The organism is Halosimplex marinum, assembly GCF_051414075.1.
Classification (GTDB): domain Archaea; phylum Halobacteriota; class Halobacteria; order Halobacteriales; family Haloarculaceae; genus Halosimplex; species Halosimplex marinum.
This window is the reverse complement of record NZ_JBLKNY010000005.1, coordinates 12,429-30,465: the sequence shown is the minus strand read 5'-3', so window position 1 is coordinate 30,465 and position 18,037 is coordinate 12,429. Positions and strand designations below refer to the sequence as shown.

Sequence of the window (18,037 nt, the reverse complement as noted above, 5' to 3'; positions counted from 1 at the left end):
TCCGAGCACACATGGCGAAGCAACCGGAGTTGCGCCGGGCCGCCGACGGGGACCTCCGGGTGGAGGCGTCGTTCCCGAGCGGGCGGTACGCGTTCTCGCTCCGCCCGGAGGCCGGGGACCTGCTGACGGGACTCGGGTACGGTCCCGGCGACGCCGTCCCCTGGTTCCTGTTCAAGGCGCTCGCGGTCGTCGGCGACGTGTGGCTGCCGAACACGGCCGACGACATCGCCGACGACCTCGCCGCCCCGGACTCGATCACCAGGATGGACGACGCGGAGGCCGCGGCCGCCGCCGACCACCTCCGGGACTGCCGGGTCGGGTCCGGGAGCCGCGAGCGGCTGGCGGACGTGGTCGCGTCGTCGGCCCTGCGCGACCACCTCTCGGTCGACGAACTCGGCTCGACCGGGGAGTTCGTCGCCGAAACTGCCACTCTGGTCTCCGAAGCCGACGGACACGACGCAGAGCGAGTCGAAGACGTGGACCCCGACGACGTGGCCCACGAGGGTGGGAAGCCCGAGGATGCGGAGCGCGAAAGAACGGAACCCGTGCCGACTGATACCGAAACGGTGCGGTCCGCAGCCGTCGACCCGGCCTCGGACGCCTCGCTGTTGCACGTCGGGAAGGCGACGCTCGGCCGGGAGAACATGGGCCGGACGGTCCGGAAGGCCGACTATCTCGACGCGTTCGAGCAGGCGATAGACATCGCGATCGAGCGCGATGTCGACGCCGTCGTCCAGACGGGGCGGCTGTTCCAGAGCGGTTCGCCCGACCGCGAGACGGTCTCGGACCTGCAGACCGAGCTCGCGCGACTCAGCGAGGCAGGGATCCCCTTCTACCTCGTCCCCGGCCCGAAGGAACTCGAAGTCCGATCCACAGTGATACGGAGCCTGGCGACCGGCGGCCTGCTCACGCCGGTCGGCGGCGAGGCGGTCGCGGTCGGCGACGGCGTCACGCTGGTCGGCGTCGACGCGGATTCGGAACCGGCCGAGGTCCTGTCGGCGGTCGACGAACCCGCCGACCAGGGGACGCTACTGGTCGCCTGTGGCGACCTCGATGTCGCCAGCGTCCGGGAGGACGCCGTCGAGGAACTCCTCGACGCCCTCCCGCGGCGACCGGCGGCGGTCCTCGCCGGCAAGCGGACCGACCCGGCCCGGGCGGAGCGAGCGGGCGTTCGGCTCTCCGACCCGGGGAGCACCGAGCACGTCCTCTCGAAGTCGACGGTCGGCGAGGAGCCGCCCGCCCGCGGGGTCGACGAGTACGCGATAACGGACGGAGCCCTGTCGGTGACGCGCCACGAACTGGACGCCCGACCGTTCAGCACCTTCGCGTTCGAGGTCACCGGGTCGACGACGCTGGACTCGATCGAGGAGCGGATCGCGGGGCGCGACCTGGAAGACCGGGCCGTGCTGGCGGTGCTGGAGGGGTCCGGGCCCGGTGCCGACCGGCCGTCCAGGGAGGCCGTCCAGTCGCTGCTCGCGGACCGCGCGTTCTGCGCGCGCGTCTACGACGAGCGGTCTGTCGACGAAGACCGCGGCGACGAGGGCCCCGACCAGCCCGACGGGGCCGAAGAACTCGACGCCGACGGGGCCGAACGGCTCCTCCGGGACCTCGCGGACACCGTCGCGGAGCTGGAGGCGATGGAGTCCGCGGACGTTTCGGGGCTGGAGACGGCGGCGCTGGCGGACAGTTACGCCGTCCTCTCGAAGGCGAAGTCGGAGATCGAGGAGCTGCGGACCGCAGTCCGGGACGAGTTGACCTCCCGCGTCGAACCCGACGAGACGGTCGCGGGTTCGGTCGGGTCGGTCACCGGGGCGAAGCGCCGGCGCCGGTCGCTGCGGGACGACGAGACCGTCGCGGCGGCGCTCCGGGAACACGGCGTCCCGGTCGAGCGCGTCACGACCGAGACCGTCGATGAGGAGAAGGTGGAGGCGGTGCTCGACGAGCGGGCAACCGTCGCCGAGGACGAACTCTTCGAGGTCACCGAGAGCGAGTACGTCCGCCGGCGGGACCTGGACCTGGAGGGCGGCGTCGAACTCGGATCGACGGACGAGCTCGGATCGGCGGGGTCGGACGAGGGTTCGGAGAGCGACGAGGGGGGAGACGGGCGAGCGCCGTCGGAGAGCCGACCCGGTCGGGAGTCGCACAAGGTGTATCTGGGCGACGGAGCGCCGCTCGACGGCTGGACGCCGGTCGAGCGCTCCGTGGTCGAGGCGGAGATCGTCCCGCTCGTGCGGGCACACGGCGACGCGGGCGACGGGGAGGCGATCGCCGTCAACTTCGGTAGCGGCGTCTCGGTCAGCGGCTGGAACCAGGTCGACGCCGAGGTCGTGAGAGAGCGGATCGCCCCGCTGGTAGCGGAACATCGCGTCCCCGAGTAGGACGCCTGGGAGGCCGAACAGCCTCTAGAGGCCGGTCGGGTGGTCGACGTAGGTCGTCTCCAGGCCCCAGTCGTCGGCCAGGTCCCGTAACCGCTGGACGCCGAACGTCTCCGTGGCGTAGTGACCGCCGAGGAAGACGTTCACGCCGGCGTCGCGGGCCTGGTGGTACACCTTCTGTTTGCCTTCGCCGGTGACGAACGCGTCGACGCCGGCGTCGATGGCCTCCTCTAGCCAGTCGGCGCCGCCGCCCGTGATGACGGCGACGTCCTCGATCTCCGCCGGGCCGAAATCGAAGTACTGGACGCCCTCGCCGCCCGTGTCCAGTTCAGATTCCAGCCGGCCGGCCAGTTCGGCGGGCGAGAACGAGTCGGCGGCCCGGCCGCGCTGGCCGATGGTGACGGGGCCGACCTCGCCGAACGGCTCGCGGGCTTCGAGGCCGAGCAGGTCCGCGACGCCGGCCGCGTTGCCGAGTTCGTCGTGGCCGTCGAGCGGGAGGTGCATCGCGTACAGCGCCAGGTCGCCCTCGATCAGCGGGGCGATCCGGTCGTAGTCGAGGCCGGTGACGCGGTCGATGCCGCCCCAGGAGAGCCCGTGGTGGACGACCAGGAGGTCCGCGCCGCGGTCGACCGCCGCGTCGATGGTCGCGCCCGCCGCGTCGACGGCGAAGGCGACCGTCCCCACGTCGGCCTCGTCGGGGCCGACCTGGAGGCCGTTGGCGCTGGCGTCCACGTCGGCGTACCCGCCGGGCGAGAGCCGCTCGTCGTAGCGCTCGCAGACTGTCGAGAGGTCCATGCCCGCCCGTTCGACCGAGGTGTCCCTATTCGTTGCGGCTTCCGATCAGACCGACGACCGGGTATGAGAGGTGGAACGGCCCGCGGAGGAGGGGGTCGGTCAGGCGTCGCCGCCGTAGAGCTGGCCGTTCTCCTCGCGCAGGAGGCCGTGTTCGACCGCGAGGTCGATCACCTTCTCGCAGTCGCTCTTCGAGACCTGGTAGGCGTTGGCCGCGACGGTGACGAACTCCGCCTTGTCGACCGGGAACTCCCGGTTCTCCAGCAGCCGCATCACCTTCGTGTTCTCCAGCCGGCTCATCGAGACGCGGTGGTCGCCGCCGTCGCCGTCCGAGTCCGACGTGTCGCCGCTCGACTGGCCACCGCTCGACCGCCCGCCGGATCCGCTCCCGGAACTGGATGCGCCCGCCTCGTTCTCGGGGCTGGCCTCGTCGGTCCCACCTTCGGCGGACCCGTCGGTCGATCCGCCGGCCAGCGGGTCGCTCGACTCGTCGCCCGAGGCAGTCGAACCGCCGGTGCCGGCGCCGTCGTCGGAGAACGCGTCGCCCGTCAGCGACCCCGACTCGCCCTCGTCCTCGTCGTCATCGTCGAACGCGCCGCCGGTGAGCGAGCCCGACTCGACCGTGTCGTCGTCCTCCTTGCGGAATCCCGCGCCGCGCGACCGGGTGTACTTGCGGGCCTTCGACGGGCCGTCGTCGCCGTCGTCCGAGCCCGCGTCGTCCGCCTCGTCGTCGGCCGCGCGGTCGTCGCCGAACTCCATCTCCGAGGCCTCGGCGGCATCCTCCGCTGTCGACTCGTCGTCGCCCAGCGGCGTCAGGATCTCCTCGTCGTCGCCGAGCGTCGACTCGAGGCCGTCCTCCGCGTCGCCCTCCGGCGCGGGGTCCGCGCTCGCGCCGTCGCCGCCGGACCCGCTCTCGGCGGTCGCGTCGCCGTTCTCGACCGCGCCGACGACGGCGTCGAGCACGGCGTCGAGTTTCCGCTCGCAGGTGCGACAGAGGACGACAGTCGTCCGCGTCTCGGCGGCGGGGTCGAGCGATTCGGGGACCACCGGATGCTCTTCGAGCGTGGCGTCGGGGGCGGCGCCACAGAAGTAACAGGACGAGAGTCGGTCCATGCCACCACCCTGTATCTCGGCCGACGTAAAACAGTCGGTGCGACCACCCGCGACCTATCGGTCGGCGGCGTGACTGTGGACGAACGCCCGCAGGAGCTTCGCCGCCAGCACCGCAGCCTGGCCGTCGTCGCGGTCGTTGACCTCGACCACGTCGAACCCCTCCGCGAGCGGCGCGACCTCGCGGACGACTCGCCGCCCCTCCCGGGGTTCGATGCCGAACGGCTCCTTCGTCCCCGTCCCGGGGGCGTAGGCGGGGTCGAAGGCGTCGACATCGACGCTGAGGTACACCGAGTCGTCGGGGTCGAAGTCGGGTTCCCAGTCGGACACGTCCGCGGGCGCGACGGCGCGCACGTCCCCCTCGCTCGCCCGGTCCCACTCGGCTTCGCTGCCGGTGCGGGCGCCGAGGACCACGGCGCGGTCGGCCACGTCGAGGGCGTGGCGGGTCACCGTCGCGTGGCTGAGCGGGTCGCCCGCGTACGACTCCCGGAGGTCGAGATGGGCGTCGAGACAGACGAACACGTCGGGTTCGACCGCCCGGACGCCGGCGACGGTCACGGTGTGCTCGCCGCCGACGAGCAGCGGGACCGCCCCCGCCTCGCGGAAGTCCCCGCAGGTCCCCCGGAGGAAGGTGAGATACTCTTCGGTGTCGGCGGTGGGGCCCACGTCGCCGTGGTCGTGGACGGCCAGCTCGGAGAAGTGCCGGTCGGTGTGGCGGTCGTAGTCGTCGAAGGCTTCGGCGTAGCGGCGGACGCGGTCGGGGCCAAAGCGGGCGCCGGGCTCGAAGGAAGTGGAGGCGTCGAGCGGCGCGCCCACGAGGGCGTAGTCGGCCTCGGCCCGGGGGGCGTCCGCGCCGGGGAACATCAGACGATCTTGCGCTGCTCTTCCATCTCGAGGTACTCGATGTCGTCGTCGGGCGACAGGTCGACGCCGTCGGGGAGCGCGATGGTGAACGTGTCGTAGGTCTCGAGATCCATGACCTGCGCCTCGTCGCCGGAGGTCGAGACGACCTGGCCCTGCTTGCGGTTGATGATCGGGACGCGGATCTTCGCGTCGACCGGCTGGGAGAGGTTTCGCTTCTTGCCGTCGAAGACGCCCTCGGCCTCGACGCGGGCCTTCGCGCTGCCGTGTTTGCCGGGTTTCGCAGTACTGTAGGAGTTGATCTTGCAGGCCACGTCGTCGATCATGACGTAGCTGCCCTCGTCCAGATCGCGGACCTCAACCTGCTTCGTTGCCATACCGCGGCGTAAACGAGCGACCGGTATAAACGGTTTGGAACGCCTCCGGCCCGGAATCGCGGCCGTTCGACGCCGCCGTTCCGAGGACCACTCTAGCGCTCCCCGCGTCCGATCACCGTCGCCATCCGGTCGAGCCCCTCCCGGAGCGTCGCCCGCTCGGCGCCGAACCCGACGCGGACGTATCCCGGCCGGTCGAACGTCTCGCCGGGGACGACCACCACGCCCTCGTCGACGAGCGCCCGGCAGAACGCCTCGCCCGAGTCGAACCCGTCAGGGACGGTCAAAAAGCCCGTCGCACCCGCGGGGAGGTGCCAGTCGAGGCCGTGCTCGGTCGCGAACTCGTCGAGCAGGTCGCGGTTCCGGCAGACGTGCTCGCGGTTCTCCGCCAGGAGGTCGCCCTCCCGGTCGAGCGCTTGCCGGGCGACGTGCTGGCCGAACGCCGACGGCGAGATGGTGGTGTAGTCCTTCCACTGCCAGGCGTCGGAGACGACCTCCTCGGGGCCGGCCAGCCAGCCGAACCGCAGGCCCGGCAGGCCCCACCCCTTCGATAGCCCGCAGGTGCTGATCCCGTGCGGTCCCATGCTCGCGACCGGTTCGACCCGTTCGTCGGGCGCCGCGAGCGGCCGGTACACCTCGTCGGAGAGGAGGTACGCGTCGGCGGCGGCCGCCAGGTCGTAGAGCGCCTCGACGGTCCCCTGCGGGTGAATCCTACCAGTGGGGTTGTTCGGGTTGTTGAGCACGATCAGCTCGGTGTCCGGTCGGACCGCGTCGGCGACCGCATCGGGGTCGAGCCGCCAGTCCGGGGCGTCGAGTTCCACCCGCGTCACGTCGGCAACCGCTACGGGCAGCGAGTACAGCGACTGGTAGGTCGGCGTCACGCAGACGGCGTGGCTCTCGCGGTCCAGCGTCGCCAGGACGGCCAGCAGGTTCGCCTCCTGGGTGCCGCAGGTGAACAGCAGTTCGTCGGCCCCGCGGTCGTAGCGGTCGGCGACCCGCTCGCGCAGGTCCGGGTCGCCGTTCGTCGGGACGACGTACCCCAGGGTCCCGGGATCGGTGTCGAACCGATCCGCTTCGAGCGGTCGGACCCCGCTGTCGCCGAGGTTGACCGCCGCGCCGTGCTCGTGGTCGGCCAGCCAGCGTTCGAGCGCGAACGGCTCGATGTCCATGTCGATCCCGCGGTCGCTCGGCAGTTAAGCGGCGGGAAACACTCACCGCCGTTCGCGGTCGCGCTCGCGCATGCTCTGTCGGGTGAACTGCGGCTGGGCGCGGATCCCCGTGCGGTCGCGGAAGGAGAGATACAGGAGCAGGCCCACGAGGGCCGTGAACCCGACAGAGACGGCGGCGGCGGCGAACTGCTCGAAGGCGACGAGGACGGCCGACGAGAAGACGGCGCTGGCCAGCACCATCCCGTAGATGAGTCGCTTCGCGACCCGGTCGAGGAGGCTCTGTGAGTCGCGGAGGTCGACCTCGACCTGCAGGTCCTCGTTGATGGCCTGGTCGAGCGCCTCCTCCAGTTTCGGCGGCGTGCGGACGGCGGACTTTGTGGCCTCCTGGACCTCGTCGACGCGGTCCTCGACGTACTCGCGGGCGGTGTCGGCGAGGAAACCCTGCTCGCGGAGGTAGCCCGTCGCCACGTCGATGAAGTCGAAATCGGGGTCCAGCGTGACACAGACCCCTTCGACGACGGTCGCCACGCGGAGCACGAGCGCGAGGTTGGCGGGCAGGCGGAAGGGGAAGTCGTAGATGGTGTCCTCGACCTGCTGGACGATCTGCTGGACGCGGTACTGCTCGATGTCCTCGCCGCGGGCGTCGGCGATGGCGAGTTCGAGCACGTCGGCCATCACCTTGCGGTCGGCCTCCGGGCTCAGGGTCCCCATCTCGACGAGCGTGTCGAGGATGGCCTGGATGTCCTGGTCGGCGACGGCGACGTAGAAGTCGACGATCTTGTCCTGGATGAACGGGTCGACGTAGCCGCTCATCCCGAAGTCGTAGAAGACCAGCGTCCCGTCGTCCTGCACCGCCAGGTTGCCGGGATGGGGATCGGCGTGGAAGACGCCGTCCTCGATGATCATCTGGAGGTACGCCTCCTGGAGCGTCTCGGCCAGCTTCGTCCGGTCGAGCCGGCGGTCGTCCAGTTCGTCGATGTCGGTGATCTTCGTCCCGGGGACGTACTCCATGGTGAGCACCCGCTCTGTCGAGCGGGCCTCGTCGACCGCCGGGATGCGGATCCGCGGGTCGTCTGCGAAGTTGCCCTTGATCTCGGTCAGCATCTCCGCCTCCCGTTTGTAGTCCATCTCCTCGCGGATCGTCTTGTCGAACTCGTCGGCGAGCGTCTGCAGGGAGAACGACCGGGACTCGTCGACGAAGTACATCAGGATCGGTAGCGACCAGCGGATCACGCGCAGGTCGGACTCGACGAGGTCCTCGACGCCCGGCCGGCGCACCTTCACCGCCACCTCGCCGTTCTCCGTGGTCGCGTAGTACACCTGGCCGAGGCTGGCCCCGCTGATGGCCTCGGTGTCGAACTCCTCGAACGTCTGGTCGACGGGGCCGACTTCGTCCTCCAGCACCTCGCGGGCGCGCTCCCAGTCGGCGGGCGGGACCCGGTCCTGCAGCTCCTCCAGTTCCTCGATGTACTCCGGCGGGAGGATGTCGGGTCGGGTCGAGAGCAGCTGGCCGAGCTTGATGAACGTCGGCCCGAGCGTCAGCAGCGTGTCGAGCAGCACCCGCGCCCGCTCGCGCTGGGTCTCCGGCGAGACCGACCGGCTCCGGCCGAAGAACAGGAACCGGTTGCGGTCCCGCGTGTAGGCGACCAAAAGCGGCAGGAACTGCCACGTGACGACGACGAACCGCCAGTAGGCGCGTGGGTTCACGTGAGAGTCAGCCGTCGATCGGGATCTGCGTCTCCGGCGCGGCCTCCGCTTTCGGCAGTTCGAGTTCGAGGACGCCCCGGTCGACGGTGCCCGAGGCGCCGGCGCCGGTCACGCCCGGCGGGAGCGGCAGTTCCACGTCGAGGAACAGCGAGCGCTCCTCCTCGACGTAGTCGAAGTCGGCGGGCACGTCCTTCTCGCGGCGCGCCTCGATGCGCAGGCGACTGCCCTCGACCGCGGCGTCGACCGTCGCCTCGGTCGCGCCCGGCAGGTCGATCACCAGCAGGTACGCGTCGTCGCTCTCCAGCACGTCCGCGAACACCGCGTCGGGCAGGTCCCGGAGCGCATCACGCAACGTTGACATGAGCGGGGCTTAGGATGCGACGGCGTTAAACCCCGCGGTCGCACCCGTCCGAGGCAGCCGAACGGTGACGCCCGACCCCTTATTGGCCGGGCGCCGAAACCCCGGGTATGGACGAACGACGCCGGTCGACGGCGGAGGGGGTCGGGCTCGCGGCGGCGCGCGAGCGGTTGGCCGACCACCTCGCCCCGGTCGACCGGACCGAGACGCTGCCGGTCAGCACCGCCGTCGGTCGCACGCTCGCCGGGCCCGTGGCCGCCCGCCGCCCGGTCCCGGGCTTCGACCAGGTCGCCCGCGACGGGTTCGCCGTCCGGGCGGCCGACACCGAGGACGCGACCGAGCGCGACCCCGCCGCGATCGCCGTGGGGAGCGAACTGGACGCGAACACGGCCGTCCGCGTCGACGCCGGGCGGCCGCTCCCGGAGGGCGCCGACGCCGTCGTCGGACACGAGGCGGTTCCCACTGCGGGGAGGGGAGCGGATCTGGAGACGGTCGAGGGCTCCGAACTGTCGGTCGCGGACCCCGTCGAACCCGGGGAGGGCGTCCGCCTGACCGGCGCCGACGTGGCGGTCGACGAGGTTGTCCTGGCCGCGGGCGACCGGATCGGCCCCTCCGACCCCGGACTCTGTACCGCGGTCGGGCGGACCCGCGTCGAGGTCCGCCAGCGCCCGACGGTCGGGATCGTCCCGGTCGGCGGCGGCCTGGTCGGCGGCGATCCGGGCGAGGGCGAGGTCGTCGAGACCGACGGGACGACCGTCGCGGAGTTCGTCGAGGCGGCAGGCGGGAAGGTCGTGCTCCGCGATCCGGTCGAACCGGACCCCCACGCGCTCCGGCCGGCCGTCGAGCGCGACCTGACGAAGGACCTGCTCGTGACCGTCGGCGGGACCGGAAGCGGGGAGTCCGACCGGATCGTCGACGCCATCGCCGACCTGGGCGACGTACTGGCAGACGGCGTCGCGCTCGATCCGGCGGGGACGACCGCGCTGAGCGTCGTCCGCGAGCGCCCGGTCGTGTCGATCCCCGGCGATCCCGTCGCCGCGTTCGTCGCGACGACGCGAATCGTCGTCCCCGCAGTGGCGCGGCTGGCCGACCGCGAACCGCCCGAGCCGCGGACCGTCGGGGCCGAACTTGCCGATTCGATCGAGAGCGGCGAGGGTGTCGAGTCGGTCGTCCCGGTCGAACTCGATCGAGGGGAGAACGGGGAAGGCGAGCCTCCGACCGCCTCGCCGGTGGCGGACGAACCGCTGTCGACGCTCGCCCGGGCGGACGGGTGGGTCGCCGTCGGCGCCGACCGCGAGCGCGCGGCCGCGGGCGAAACGGTTTCCGTCGACCGCTGGGAGGCGGCCGTATGAGCGACCGCAAGGAGTTCCGCGACCTCGCGGACCCGGAGCGAGCCCGCGAGGTCGTCGCCTCGCTGGACCTGTCGGCGGGGACCGAGCGTGTGCCCCTCGAAGACGCCCGCGGGCGGGTCCTCGCCGAGCGGGTCGACGCCGGGCTGGACGTGCCGGGGTTCGACCGCGCCGCGATGGACGGCTACGCCGTGCGGGCGTCCGATACGTACGGCGCCGACTCGGACCCGGAAGTCCTCCCGGTCGTCGGCAGCGTCCACGCCGGCGAGTCCCCCGACGTGACGCTCGACGGGGGCGAAGCCGCCGAGATATCGACGGGCGCCGTCATGCCCGAGGGCGCCGACGCCGTCGTGATCGTCGAGCGGACCGAGGAAGTCGAGGTGGGCGAAACGGACGGCGACCACCGGGACCGCGAGATGGACCGCCGGGTCCGTATCGAGACGGCCGTCACACCGGGCGAGAACGTCATGCTCGCCGGCGCGGACATCGCCGCCGGCGAACGGGCGCTCGGTCCCGGGACGGAGCTGACCCCCCGCGAGGTCGGCCTGCTGTCGGCGCTGGGCGTCGACGAGGTGCCGGTGCGGGCGAAACCGCGGGTCGCCATCGTCTCGACCGGCGACGAGCTCGTCCGGCCGGGCGGCGACCTGGACCACCGCGCCGGCCAGATCTACGACGTGAACAGCTACGCCGTGGCGACCGCCGTCGAGGAGGCCGGCGGCGACCCCGTGGTCTACCCCCACGTCGGCGACGACATGGCCGCGATGGAGGAGACGCTCGTCGAGGCGGCCGCCGACTGCGACCTCGTGCTGACCTCGGGGTCGACCAGCGCCAGCGCCGTCGACGTGGTCTACCGCGTCATCGAGGACCGCGGCGAACTCCTGTTGCACGGCGTCGCGATCAAGCCCGGCAAGCCGATGCTCGTCGGCGAGTTCGAAAACGCTGCCTACGTCGGCCTGCCGGGCTACCCCGTGTCGGCGCTGACCATCTTCCGGACGTTCGTGGCGCCGGTGATCCGGTCGTCGGCGGGACTGCCGGAGCCCCGGACGGCCACGGTCGACGGCGAGATGGCCGTCGGCGAGCGTACCGAGGAGGGGCGACGCCGGCTACTGGCCGTGGGGCTGGTCGAGAACGCCGGCGGGCGGCGGCTCGTCTACCCGGTCGACAAGGGCAGCGGCGCGACGACGACGCTCACCGCGGCCGACGGCGTGGTCGACGTGCCCGCCGACACGAACGCGCTTTCGGCCGGCGACGCGGTGACCGTCGACCTGTTCTCGCCGGACGTGCGCCCGCCGACCCTGCTGGGTGTGGGCGAGGACGACCCCGCGCTCTCGCGGCTGCTCGACCGCCTCGACCGGCCGCGCTACCTCGCCCGCGGCTCCCGCGGCGGGCTGCGGGAGCTGCGGGAGGGGCTGGCCGACGTGGCCGTCGTCGCCGGCCCGTTCGACGCCGACGAGGAGGGCGTCGCGGACGCGGCGGAACTCGGCGGCTGGTCCCGCGAGTGGGGCCTAGTGGTTCCGGCGGGGAACCCTGAGGGAGTGTCGGGACTCGCGGACCTGGTGGACCGCGACCTGTCGTTCGTGAACCGGGGGCCGGAGTCGGGACTGCGCACGAGTCTCTCGAACGCGCTCGCGGAGCTGGCCGCCGGGCGCGGCGTCGACCGGCGGGAAGCGATCGAGGCTATCTCGGGGTTCGACCTCGCCGCGCGGGCCTTCGAGAGCCCCGCCCGGTCGGTCGCCGCCGGGGACGCCGGCGCGGGACTCGGACTGCGCGCGACCGCGGCGAAGCTGGGTCTCGGGTTCGTGCCCGTGGGATCGCAGTCCGTTCGGGTACTGGCGAACCCCGAGCGGGTGGAGAAAGCGAGCGTGCGGGAGTTAGACGAGCTGTTGGGCGACGTTGGTACGGTACTGGACGGCCTCGACGGCTTCGAGCGCAAGTGAGGGCCCGTCCCGGGATCCGGTTCCGTCGATTGGAACGTAGTCGGTGACAGACGGTGAGAGTCTCGGACGCGCTCGCTGGCAGTAACCGCAACCGCACTCAACGGCAAGTCGTGAAAGCCCTCGGCGCGCTCGCTAGCAATAAATTCGACCGCCGGGAAACAACAGGCGATGAAAGCCCTCGACGCGCTCGCGGTCGCTGAGCGACATATCCGCGCTCTCGGCACCGCCCGCGCGGATAGGGGTCGCTCAGGCGACTACAGTGGACGCGAGCCCGTCTCGCCCTTTCAGTCCGCCAGGGGAAATCTCGTCGCGGTCGTCTCAAACGGCGGTTGACCGGGCAGGTGTGAGCCTCACACCTCCCCAGCCTCTTGCGCTCCTCGCAGGCTGCGGTGCTCATCCCTCGCGCGGTTCCGTCGCGCGCATGAAAGCGCGCTCCAGCGCGCGCCAGGGTGGCTGTTCTGGCTGTGGAGAAGCGACCGTTCAGAGTTCGTCGAGGCCGTCGATCCGGCGGTCGCCGAGGACGCACTGGCCGCGGTCGATAGGGTCGACGCGATCGACGTGGACGGCGTCGAGGCCTGCGTTCCAGGCCGCGCCGGTGTCGTCGGGGTCGTCGCCGACGAGGGCGCCCTCGTGACCGTTGTACCCGACGCCGAGGCGGTTCATCGCGAGTTCGACCGGCGTCGGGTCGGGCTTCCAGCCGACCTCGTCGTCGCAGCAGACGACGGTGTCGAACCAGTCGGCGATGTCGTGGTACTCCAGAAGCGGCTCGGTGAGGTACGACTGGCAGTGAGTGACGATCCCGGTCGGGCGGTCGAGACCGGCGACGAACTCGGCGGCGTCGTCGTAGACGAACGACGCCTCGGCGCGGGCGCGAGGGTCCTCGACCTCGTGGAAGGTCTCCCAGAACTGGTCGGGCGAGAGGCCGCTGCGGGCGAACACCTCCTCGCGGGCGCCGCCGACGCCGTACCACAGCAGTTCCGCCTCGCGGTCGGTGAAGGTGTGGCCCAGCCGGTCCCCGACCTCGGAGACTACCTTCCGGGGGTAGTCCGGGTCGACGTCGACGACCGTGCCGTCGAGGTCGAACAGCCAGAAGTCGTAGGCGTCGCGGGCCATCGGGATCCCTTCTGTAGGGCGCTGGCGCCTAAGTACCTTCTGACGGACGATCGGCGCCGGGCATCGGTCGCCGGTCCGCGCCGCTGCGGACCGGGCGGATTTAAGCCCCGGACGGTCGAGACACGGGACGATGAGCCTGCGGACGCTGGTGACCGATCCGGGCGCCTTCTTCGCGGCGCGACGGGACGACTACTCGCTCGCCGGGCCGGCCGCGGTGGTCGTCGCCCACGCGCTCCTGGCGCTGGCGGGGACGGTCGTCGTCCTGCAGGCGGTCGGCGACGTGGTGACCGCCGCGGACGCGGCGCGGATCGTCTACGCGGCGGGCAGCCAGCGCGTCTCGGCGCCGCGGGATATCGTCCTCGCGCTCTGGGCCACGGGCGGGCTCTACTTCGCCCTGTGGCTCGCCGTCGCCGCCGTCGCCTACCTCGTCTCGCTGTACTTCGACGGCGAGGGCTCGTTCCGCCGCCTGCTCGCGTTCGTCGGGTGGACGCTCGTCCCGACGCTCGTCCCGACTGCGCTGCGAGCCGTCGTGATGGCCGCCGTCTTCCTCGGCGCCCCCGAGTTCGCCACCGAGGCCGCGCTTCAGGAGTGGGCCCGCACCGAAGTCGTGGACCGGCCGGCCTACGTGGCCGCCAGCGCTGTCAGACCCGTCTTCACCCTCTGGATGGTGTCCCTCTGGGTGCTCGCCGCCCAGTACGGCCGCGAACTCTCCCGCCGGGAGGCGATCGTGGCCGTCGCGCTCCCCGGCGTCCTCGCGTCGATCAACGCCGTCGGGACGCTGGCGGTGCTCGCCGGGCGCGCGCTCGGACTCCTGTAAGCGCCGGATCAGTGACCGGGCGGGTGAATCCGTCTGCGAGCGCGAGGGCGATCCCGCCCCTCAGACCTCGTCGGTGACGTGGATCGAACTCCCGAGGTACTGTTTCAGCGCCTCGTCGACGGTGTCGGCGTTGAACGTCTCCAGGTCGTCGGCGACCGCCGCCCGCAGGTCGTCCAGGTACGCCCGGGTCGTCCGCAACTCCCGGAAGTCGATACTGTCGACCGACATACCGAGCGCGTCCTCGGCGACCTCGCGCATGTGCGCCGCGTCGCCGCACTCCCCGCGCCAGAGGTTGTCCCGGAAGTACAGCCACCCCGGCTCCCCCGGCGGGTCGGCCGCCCTGAACACCGTCGTCTCGAAGGTGTCCGGTTCGGTCCAGACCCCCTCGACATCGGGGTCGAGCCGCACGGTCACCCGGAAGACGTAGGCCGCGGCCGGCCCGTCTCCCTCCCCCTGGTCCCCACGACTCATCTCAGCGCAGGTCGTCGAACCGCTCGGCGAGTTCGACGTCCTTGTCGGTGATCCCGCCCTCCTCGTGGCTCGTCAGTCGGACCTCGACCTCGCGCCAACTGATGGTGATCTCCGGGTGGTGGAAGGCGTCCTGGGCGACGCCGCCCGCGCCCGCGGCGAAGCCGACGCCGTCGAGGTAGGCGTCGAACTCGTAGGTCCGGACGATCTCGTCGCCGTCGCGCTCCCACTCCTCCGGTAGTCGCTCCTCGATCTCCTCGTCGGATAGCAGGTCTGCCATGTTCGAGCCGTGGAGCGGTACCCGCATGAAAGTTCGGCCGAGGTGTTCCTGCAGGTGCGTCGTTCAACCGAGTTGGCGTGCCGACCGCTACTCGAACGGAAACCGCGGTCACGACAGCAGTTGCTCGAAGTCCGGACGGTCCGATGCTGACGAGAGAGAACCCGAAAGAAACGCCCGCTAGTCGTCGCTCAGCTGGTCGAAGACGGCGTCGGGCATCTGGTCGCGGAGGTGTTCGGGGATCTCCTCTCCGCCCTCGCCGTCCTCGCCGAACTCGGGGTCGAACAGCTGGAGGGCGGTGTTGATGGTCGACCAGTCGTCCTCCTCGGCGGCGTCGCGGAGGCTCTTGGTCGGCGCGGCGAGCAGTTGGTTGACGACGGCGTCGGCCATCGCCTCGACGACCTCGCGCTGGTCGGCGTCGAAGTCGGCCTCGTCGAGGGCCCGCTCGACCTCCTGGGCCTTGACGCGCTCGGCGCTCTCGTACATCGCCGAGATGACCCGGTCGGCCCGCTTGCGCTTGTACTGGGCGAGCAGGTGGTCGAACTCCACGTCGATCATCTCTTCGACGACGGTGGCCGCCTCCGCGCGCTGGGCGCGGTTCTCGTCGGTGACCGTCTGCAGGGCGTCCAGGTCGCGGACGGTCACGCCGGGCAGTTCCGTGACGGTCGGCTCCACGTCGCGGGGCTGGGCGATGTCGACGACGAACGTCTCGCCCGCGCCCGCGACGGTCGACTTCTCGAAGACGTGGTCGGCGGCGCCGGTCGCGGTGACGACCACCTCCGCGCGCTCGACGGCCTCGTCGAGGTCCGCCAGGTCGACGACGGTCGCGTCGGCATCGACGGTCTCGGCGAGGTGTTCGGCCCGCTCGGCGGTGCGGTTGGCGACGTGGAGGCGGTCGACCCGCGGCGCGAGCGACTGGGCGGCGAGCCGCCCCATCTCGCCCGCGCCGACGACTAGCGCCGCCGTCCCGTCGAGGCCGACCTCCTCGTCGGCCAGCGAGACCGCAGCGCTGGCCAGCGAGACCGACCCCTCGTTGATGGCCGTCTCGGTGCGGGCGCGCTCGCCGACGTGGATCGCCTTGGTGACGCCCTCCTCCAGCAGGCGGCCGACGCCGCCGGCCGCGCGGGCGTCCTCGTAGGCGTCGCCGACCTGCCCGAGGATCTGGTCCTCACCGACGACGAGCGATTCGAGCCCGGCCGCCACGCGCATGAGGTGGCGCAGGCTCTCCTCGTGGCCGAGTTCGACCAGCACGTCCGACGGTACGTCCTCGAAGAAGGCGGTCAGCGCCGCGCGGCCGTCGGGGCCGTCGCCGGTGACGACGTAGGCCTCGACGCGGTTGCACGTCTGGAGGACGTACGCCTCCTCGACGGCGGGGACCGACAGCAGGCGCTCGACGCCCGCGCGCTGGCTCTCGACGGTCGCCGCTTCGAGCTCGTCGACCGTCGCGCGGTCGATGTCGACGCTCGCGCCCGAGATGACGCCCGTGCCGACCGTCACGCTGTCTCACCTGTCACGTCCGAGATCACGTCCGCTACCACTTGCCGAGCTTTCGTCTTCCCGGTATCTAAAGCCTTCCAAACCGCGTCCGACCTGACAACCGCCCGCACGGCCGCCCGGCGCTCCTCCGGCGGGACGCCCTCCGCCTGCAACTCCGCCCGGACCTCACCGGTCAACTCGGCCATCGCCCCCGCGTCGGCGATCTCCGTCTCGATCCGCTGGCGCAGCAGCCGGCTCAGCGCCGGGCTCGCGCCGCCGGTCGCCACCGCCGCGACGACCGGGTCGTCCCTGACGGTCGCCGGCACGACCACGCTACCGGGGTCGCGCCCGCCGTGCTGGTCCGTCCGGTTGACGAGCACGCCACGGTCGCGGGCGACCGCCTCGATCCGCTCGTTGAGCCCTCCGTCGTCGGTCGCCGCGACGACGAGCGCGGGGTCGGCGCGGTCGAACCAGCCATCGACCTCGTCCGGGTCGGGCGCGGCGCGGACCAGCTCGGCGCCGCCGAACGGCGAGCCGTCGCCGTCAACGTCGACGAACTCGGGACTGACGACGACCACGCGCGCCTCGCGGGCGAACCGCCGGGCCTTGCGCGCGCCGACGCGCCCGCCGCCGAACACCAGTACCGTCTCGCCGTCGAAGTCGTGGAGCAGTGGAATCACGGTTGGATCTCGGTGTGTCGTCTCCGTCGACGGCGCTCAGGCGGTGTTGGCGTCCGCGCGCTCCTCGATGCGGATGCCCGTCTTCTTGAGTATCTCCGTCGAGAACAGGGTGTCCCAGTCCTCGTCGGACACGTCCCAGTGGTCGGCCATTGCCTCGCGGACCTGCTCGACGCGTGCCTCGCTCTCTTCCTCGCTGCGGCCGTGAGTCATCGCGAAGAAGTTGTACGGCCAGACGCCCTCGTGGCGGGGCCGCCGGTAGCAGTGGGTCACGAAGTCGAACGCGGCGATCTCCTGTCCGACTTCCTCGACCACGTCGTCGGGCACGTCCCAGACGGTCATCCCGTTCTCGGAGTAGCCCAGCGAGTAGTGGTTCGGGATGACGCCCACGCGGCGGACCTTCCCCTCGGCGTCGAATCGCTTGATCGTCGCCAGCACCCAGTCGAGGTCCTCGCCGAGCGCGTCGGCCACGTCCTCGTAGGGGGTCCGCGTCGTCGGCAGGCCGCCCTGGATCTCGACGACGAGGTCGCGCTCGCGCGAGGTCAGGCTGTCCCGTTCGGTCGGTTCGACCTCCGGGCCGAGATCGGAGAGGTCGATCCCGTCGGCGAGGTCTTCCAGCGGCCCCTCGACGGGGAACTTCGCGCCGACGTGGAACTCCCGCTGTTTGGGGAGGTTGTACGTCTCCTGGCCGGTCTCGGCCTCGATCTCCGCGAGCACCTCGTCGACGCGGTCCTCGTCTGCGACGCTGACGACGAACCACATGTTCAGGTGGGGGTGCTCGCGCTCGTAGTTGTGCGCCACCTCTGCGTGGGCGTTGACCTGCTCGGCCACCTCGTCGAAGCGCTCCTCGGGGGCGTGCATCGCGACGAGCGTCGCCGTGCCGCCGATGGCTTCGGCGTTGATCAGTGCGCCGAAACGGGTGAGAACACCCTCCTCGTCCATCGCCGCAAGGCGCTCGTGTAGCTCGTCGGCGGTCACGTCGACGCCGTGCTCCCGGAGGGCCTCGGCCGCCGGCTCGTAGGGGTCCGCGACGACCGGGAACCCGCCCTGGTAGGCGTTGAGGATCGCCCGGTCGACGTCGTCGAGGTCGGTCATACCCGGAACTCGGGAACCGAACGGCATAAACCGCCCGTCTGCGGCAGGCGACTGCAAGCCCCTCCCCGTATGTCCCCTCTAC

General features: G+C 71.6%; 17 protein-coding genes. 4 read left to right on the top strand and 13 right to left on the bottom strand.

All coding sequences use genetic code 11. The features are described 5' to 3' along the window. Positions 1-11: 11 nt before the first annotated feature. Positions 12-2,378, top strand: a complete 2,367-nt coding sequence (locus tag ACMGFI_RS13440; RefSeq protein WP_436910276.1) for a DUF7983 family protein — start codon at positions 12-14, stop codon at positions 2,376-2,378. A gap of 24 nt (positions 2,379-2,402) precedes the next feature. Here ACMGFI_RS13440 and ACMGFI_RS13435 read toward each other — a convergent pair whose 3' ends face one another. From ACMGFI_RS13435 to ACMGFI_RS13405, 7 genes are all read right to left on the bottom strand, one after another. Further along, positions 2,403-3,170, bottom strand: coding sequence for a Nif3-like dinuclear metal center hexameric protein (locus ACMGFI_RS13435; RefSeq protein WP_436910275.1), 768 nt, complete (start codon positions 3,168-3,170; stop codon positions 2,403-2,405). 99 nt (positions 3,171-3,269) lie between these two features. Further along, positions 3,270-4,280 carry a DUF8528 domain-containing protein gene (locus tag ACMGFI_RS13430; protein WP_436910274.1) on the bottom strand — a complete coding sequence of 337 codons (1,011 nt, stop codon included), beginning with the start codon at positions 4,278-4,280 and terminating at the stop codon, positions 3,270-3,272. A gap of 54 nt (positions 4,281-4,334) precedes the next feature. Next, positions 4,335-5,141 carry an agmatinase gene (gene speB / locus ACMGFI_RS13425; RefSeq protein ID WP_436910272.1) on the bottom strand — a complete coding sequence of 269 codons (807 nt, stop codon included), beginning with the start codon at positions 5,139-5,141 and terminating at the stop codon, positions 4,335-4,337. Beyond that, a complete protein-coding gene (locus tag ACMGFI_RS13420) occupies positions 5,141-5,515 on the bottom strand; it encodes a translation initiation factor IF-5A (protein ID WP_135362945.1) in 375 nt (124 codons plus the stop codon). Before ACMGFI_RS13420 ends, speB begins: the two co-directional genes overlap by 1 nt. A gap of 92 nt (positions 5,516-5,607) precedes the next feature. Then, the gene (locus ACMGFI_RS13415; RefSeq protein WP_436910271.1) at positions 5,608-6,681 is read right to left on the bottom strand and encodes an aminotransferase class I/II-fold pyridoxal phosphate-dependent enzyme; all 1,074 of its coding nucleotides are present in this window, start codon (positions 6,679-6,681) and stop codon (positions 5,608-5,610) included. 42 nt (positions 6,682-6,723) lie between these two features. After that, positions 6,724-8,388, bottom strand: a complete 1,665-nt coding sequence (locus ACMGFI_RS13410) for an ABC1 kinase family protein (protein WP_436910269.1) — start codon at positions 8,386-8,388, stop codon at positions 6,724-6,726. A gap of 7 nt (positions 8,389-8,395) precedes the next feature. Next, positions 8,396-8,749 carry an Hsp20/alpha crystallin family protein gene (locus ACMGFI_RS13405; protein WP_436910267.1) on the bottom strand — a complete coding sequence of 118 codons (354 nt, stop codon included), beginning with the start codon at positions 8,747-8,749 and terminating at the stop codon, positions 8,396-8,398. Positions 8,750-8,856: 107 nt separating this feature from the next. On the opposite strand from ACMGFI_RS13405, the gene ACMGFI_RS13400 reads away from it, so the two are divergent. Continuing rightward, positions 8,857-10,098: a molybdopterin molybdotransferase MoeA gene (locus tag ACMGFI_RS13400; protein WP_436910266.1), complete on the top strand. Its 1,242-nt coding sequence runs from the start codon at positions 8,857-8,859 to the stop codon at positions 10,096-10,098. Continuing rightward, positions 10,095-12,032 carry a molybdopterin biosynthesis protein gene (locus ACMGFI_RS13395; RefSeq protein WP_436910265.1) on the top strand — a complete coding sequence of 646 codons (1,938 nt, stop codon included), beginning with the start codon at positions 10,095-10,097 and terminating at the stop codon, positions 12,030-12,032. The genes ACMGFI_RS13400 and ACMGFI_RS13395 overlap by 4 nt, the downstream gene beginning before the upstream one ends. Before the next feature lie 480 nt (positions 12,033-12,512). Here the strand turns inward: ACMGFI_RS13395 and ACMGFI_RS13390 are convergent, their stop codons facing one another. Beyond that, complete coding sequence (locus ACMGFI_RS13390; RefSeq protein ID WP_436910264.1) at positions 12,513-13,145, bottom strand: HAD family hydrolase; 633 nt, start codon at positions 13,143-13,145, stop codon at positions 12,513-12,515. Between the two features lie 130 nt (positions 13,146-13,275). On the opposite strand from ACMGFI_RS13390, the gene ACMGFI_RS13385 reads away from it, so the two are divergent. Beyond that, positions 13,276-13,962: a YIP1 family protein gene (locus tag ACMGFI_RS13385; protein ID WP_436910263.1), complete on the top strand. Its 687-nt coding sequence runs from the start codon at positions 13,276-13,278 to the stop codon at positions 13,960-13,962. A 60-nt stretch (positions 13,963-14,022) separates the two neighbouring features. On the opposite strand, the gene lwrS is transcribed toward ACMGFI_RS13385, so the two are convergent. From lwrS to ahbB, 5 genes are all read right to left on the bottom strand, one after another. Beyond that, positions 14,023-14,433 carry an LWR-salt protein gene (gene lwrS / locus ACMGFI_RS13380; RefSeq protein ID WP_436910262.1) on the bottom strand — a complete coding sequence of 137 codons (411 nt, stop codon included), beginning with the start codon at positions 14,431-14,433 and terminating at the stop codon, positions 14,023-14,025. Position 14,434: 1 nt separating this feature from the next. Continuing rightward, positions 14,435-14,710, bottom strand: a complete 276-nt coding sequence (locus ACMGFI_RS13375; RefSeq protein ID WP_436910261.1) for a 4a-hydroxytetrahydrobiopterin dehydratase — start codon at positions 14,708-14,710, stop codon at positions 14,435-14,437. Positions 14,711-14,887: 177 nt separating this feature from the next. After that, positions 14,888-16,204: a glutamyl-tRNA reductase gene (hemA, locus tag ACMGFI_RS13370; RefSeq protein WP_436910260.1), complete on the bottom strand. Its 1,317-nt coding sequence runs from the start codon at positions 16,202-16,204 to the stop codon at positions 14,888-14,890. Then, positions 16,201-16,863, bottom strand: a complete 663-nt coding sequence (locus ACMGFI_RS13365; RefSeq protein ID WP_436910259.1) for a precorrin-2 dehydrogenase/sirohydrochlorin ferrochelatase family protein — start codon at positions 16,861-16,863, stop codon at positions 16,201-16,203. The genes hemA and ACMGFI_RS13365 overlap by 4 nt, the downstream gene beginning before the upstream one ends. A gap of 36 nt (positions 16,864-16,899) precedes the next feature. Continuing rightward, entirely contained in the window at positions 16,900-17,955 is a 1,056-nt protein-coding gene (ahbB, locus tag ACMGFI_RS13360; RefSeq protein ID WP_436910258.1) for a siroheme decarboxylase subunit beta, read from the bottom strand. Positions 17,956-18,037: the final 82 nt, after the last annotated feature.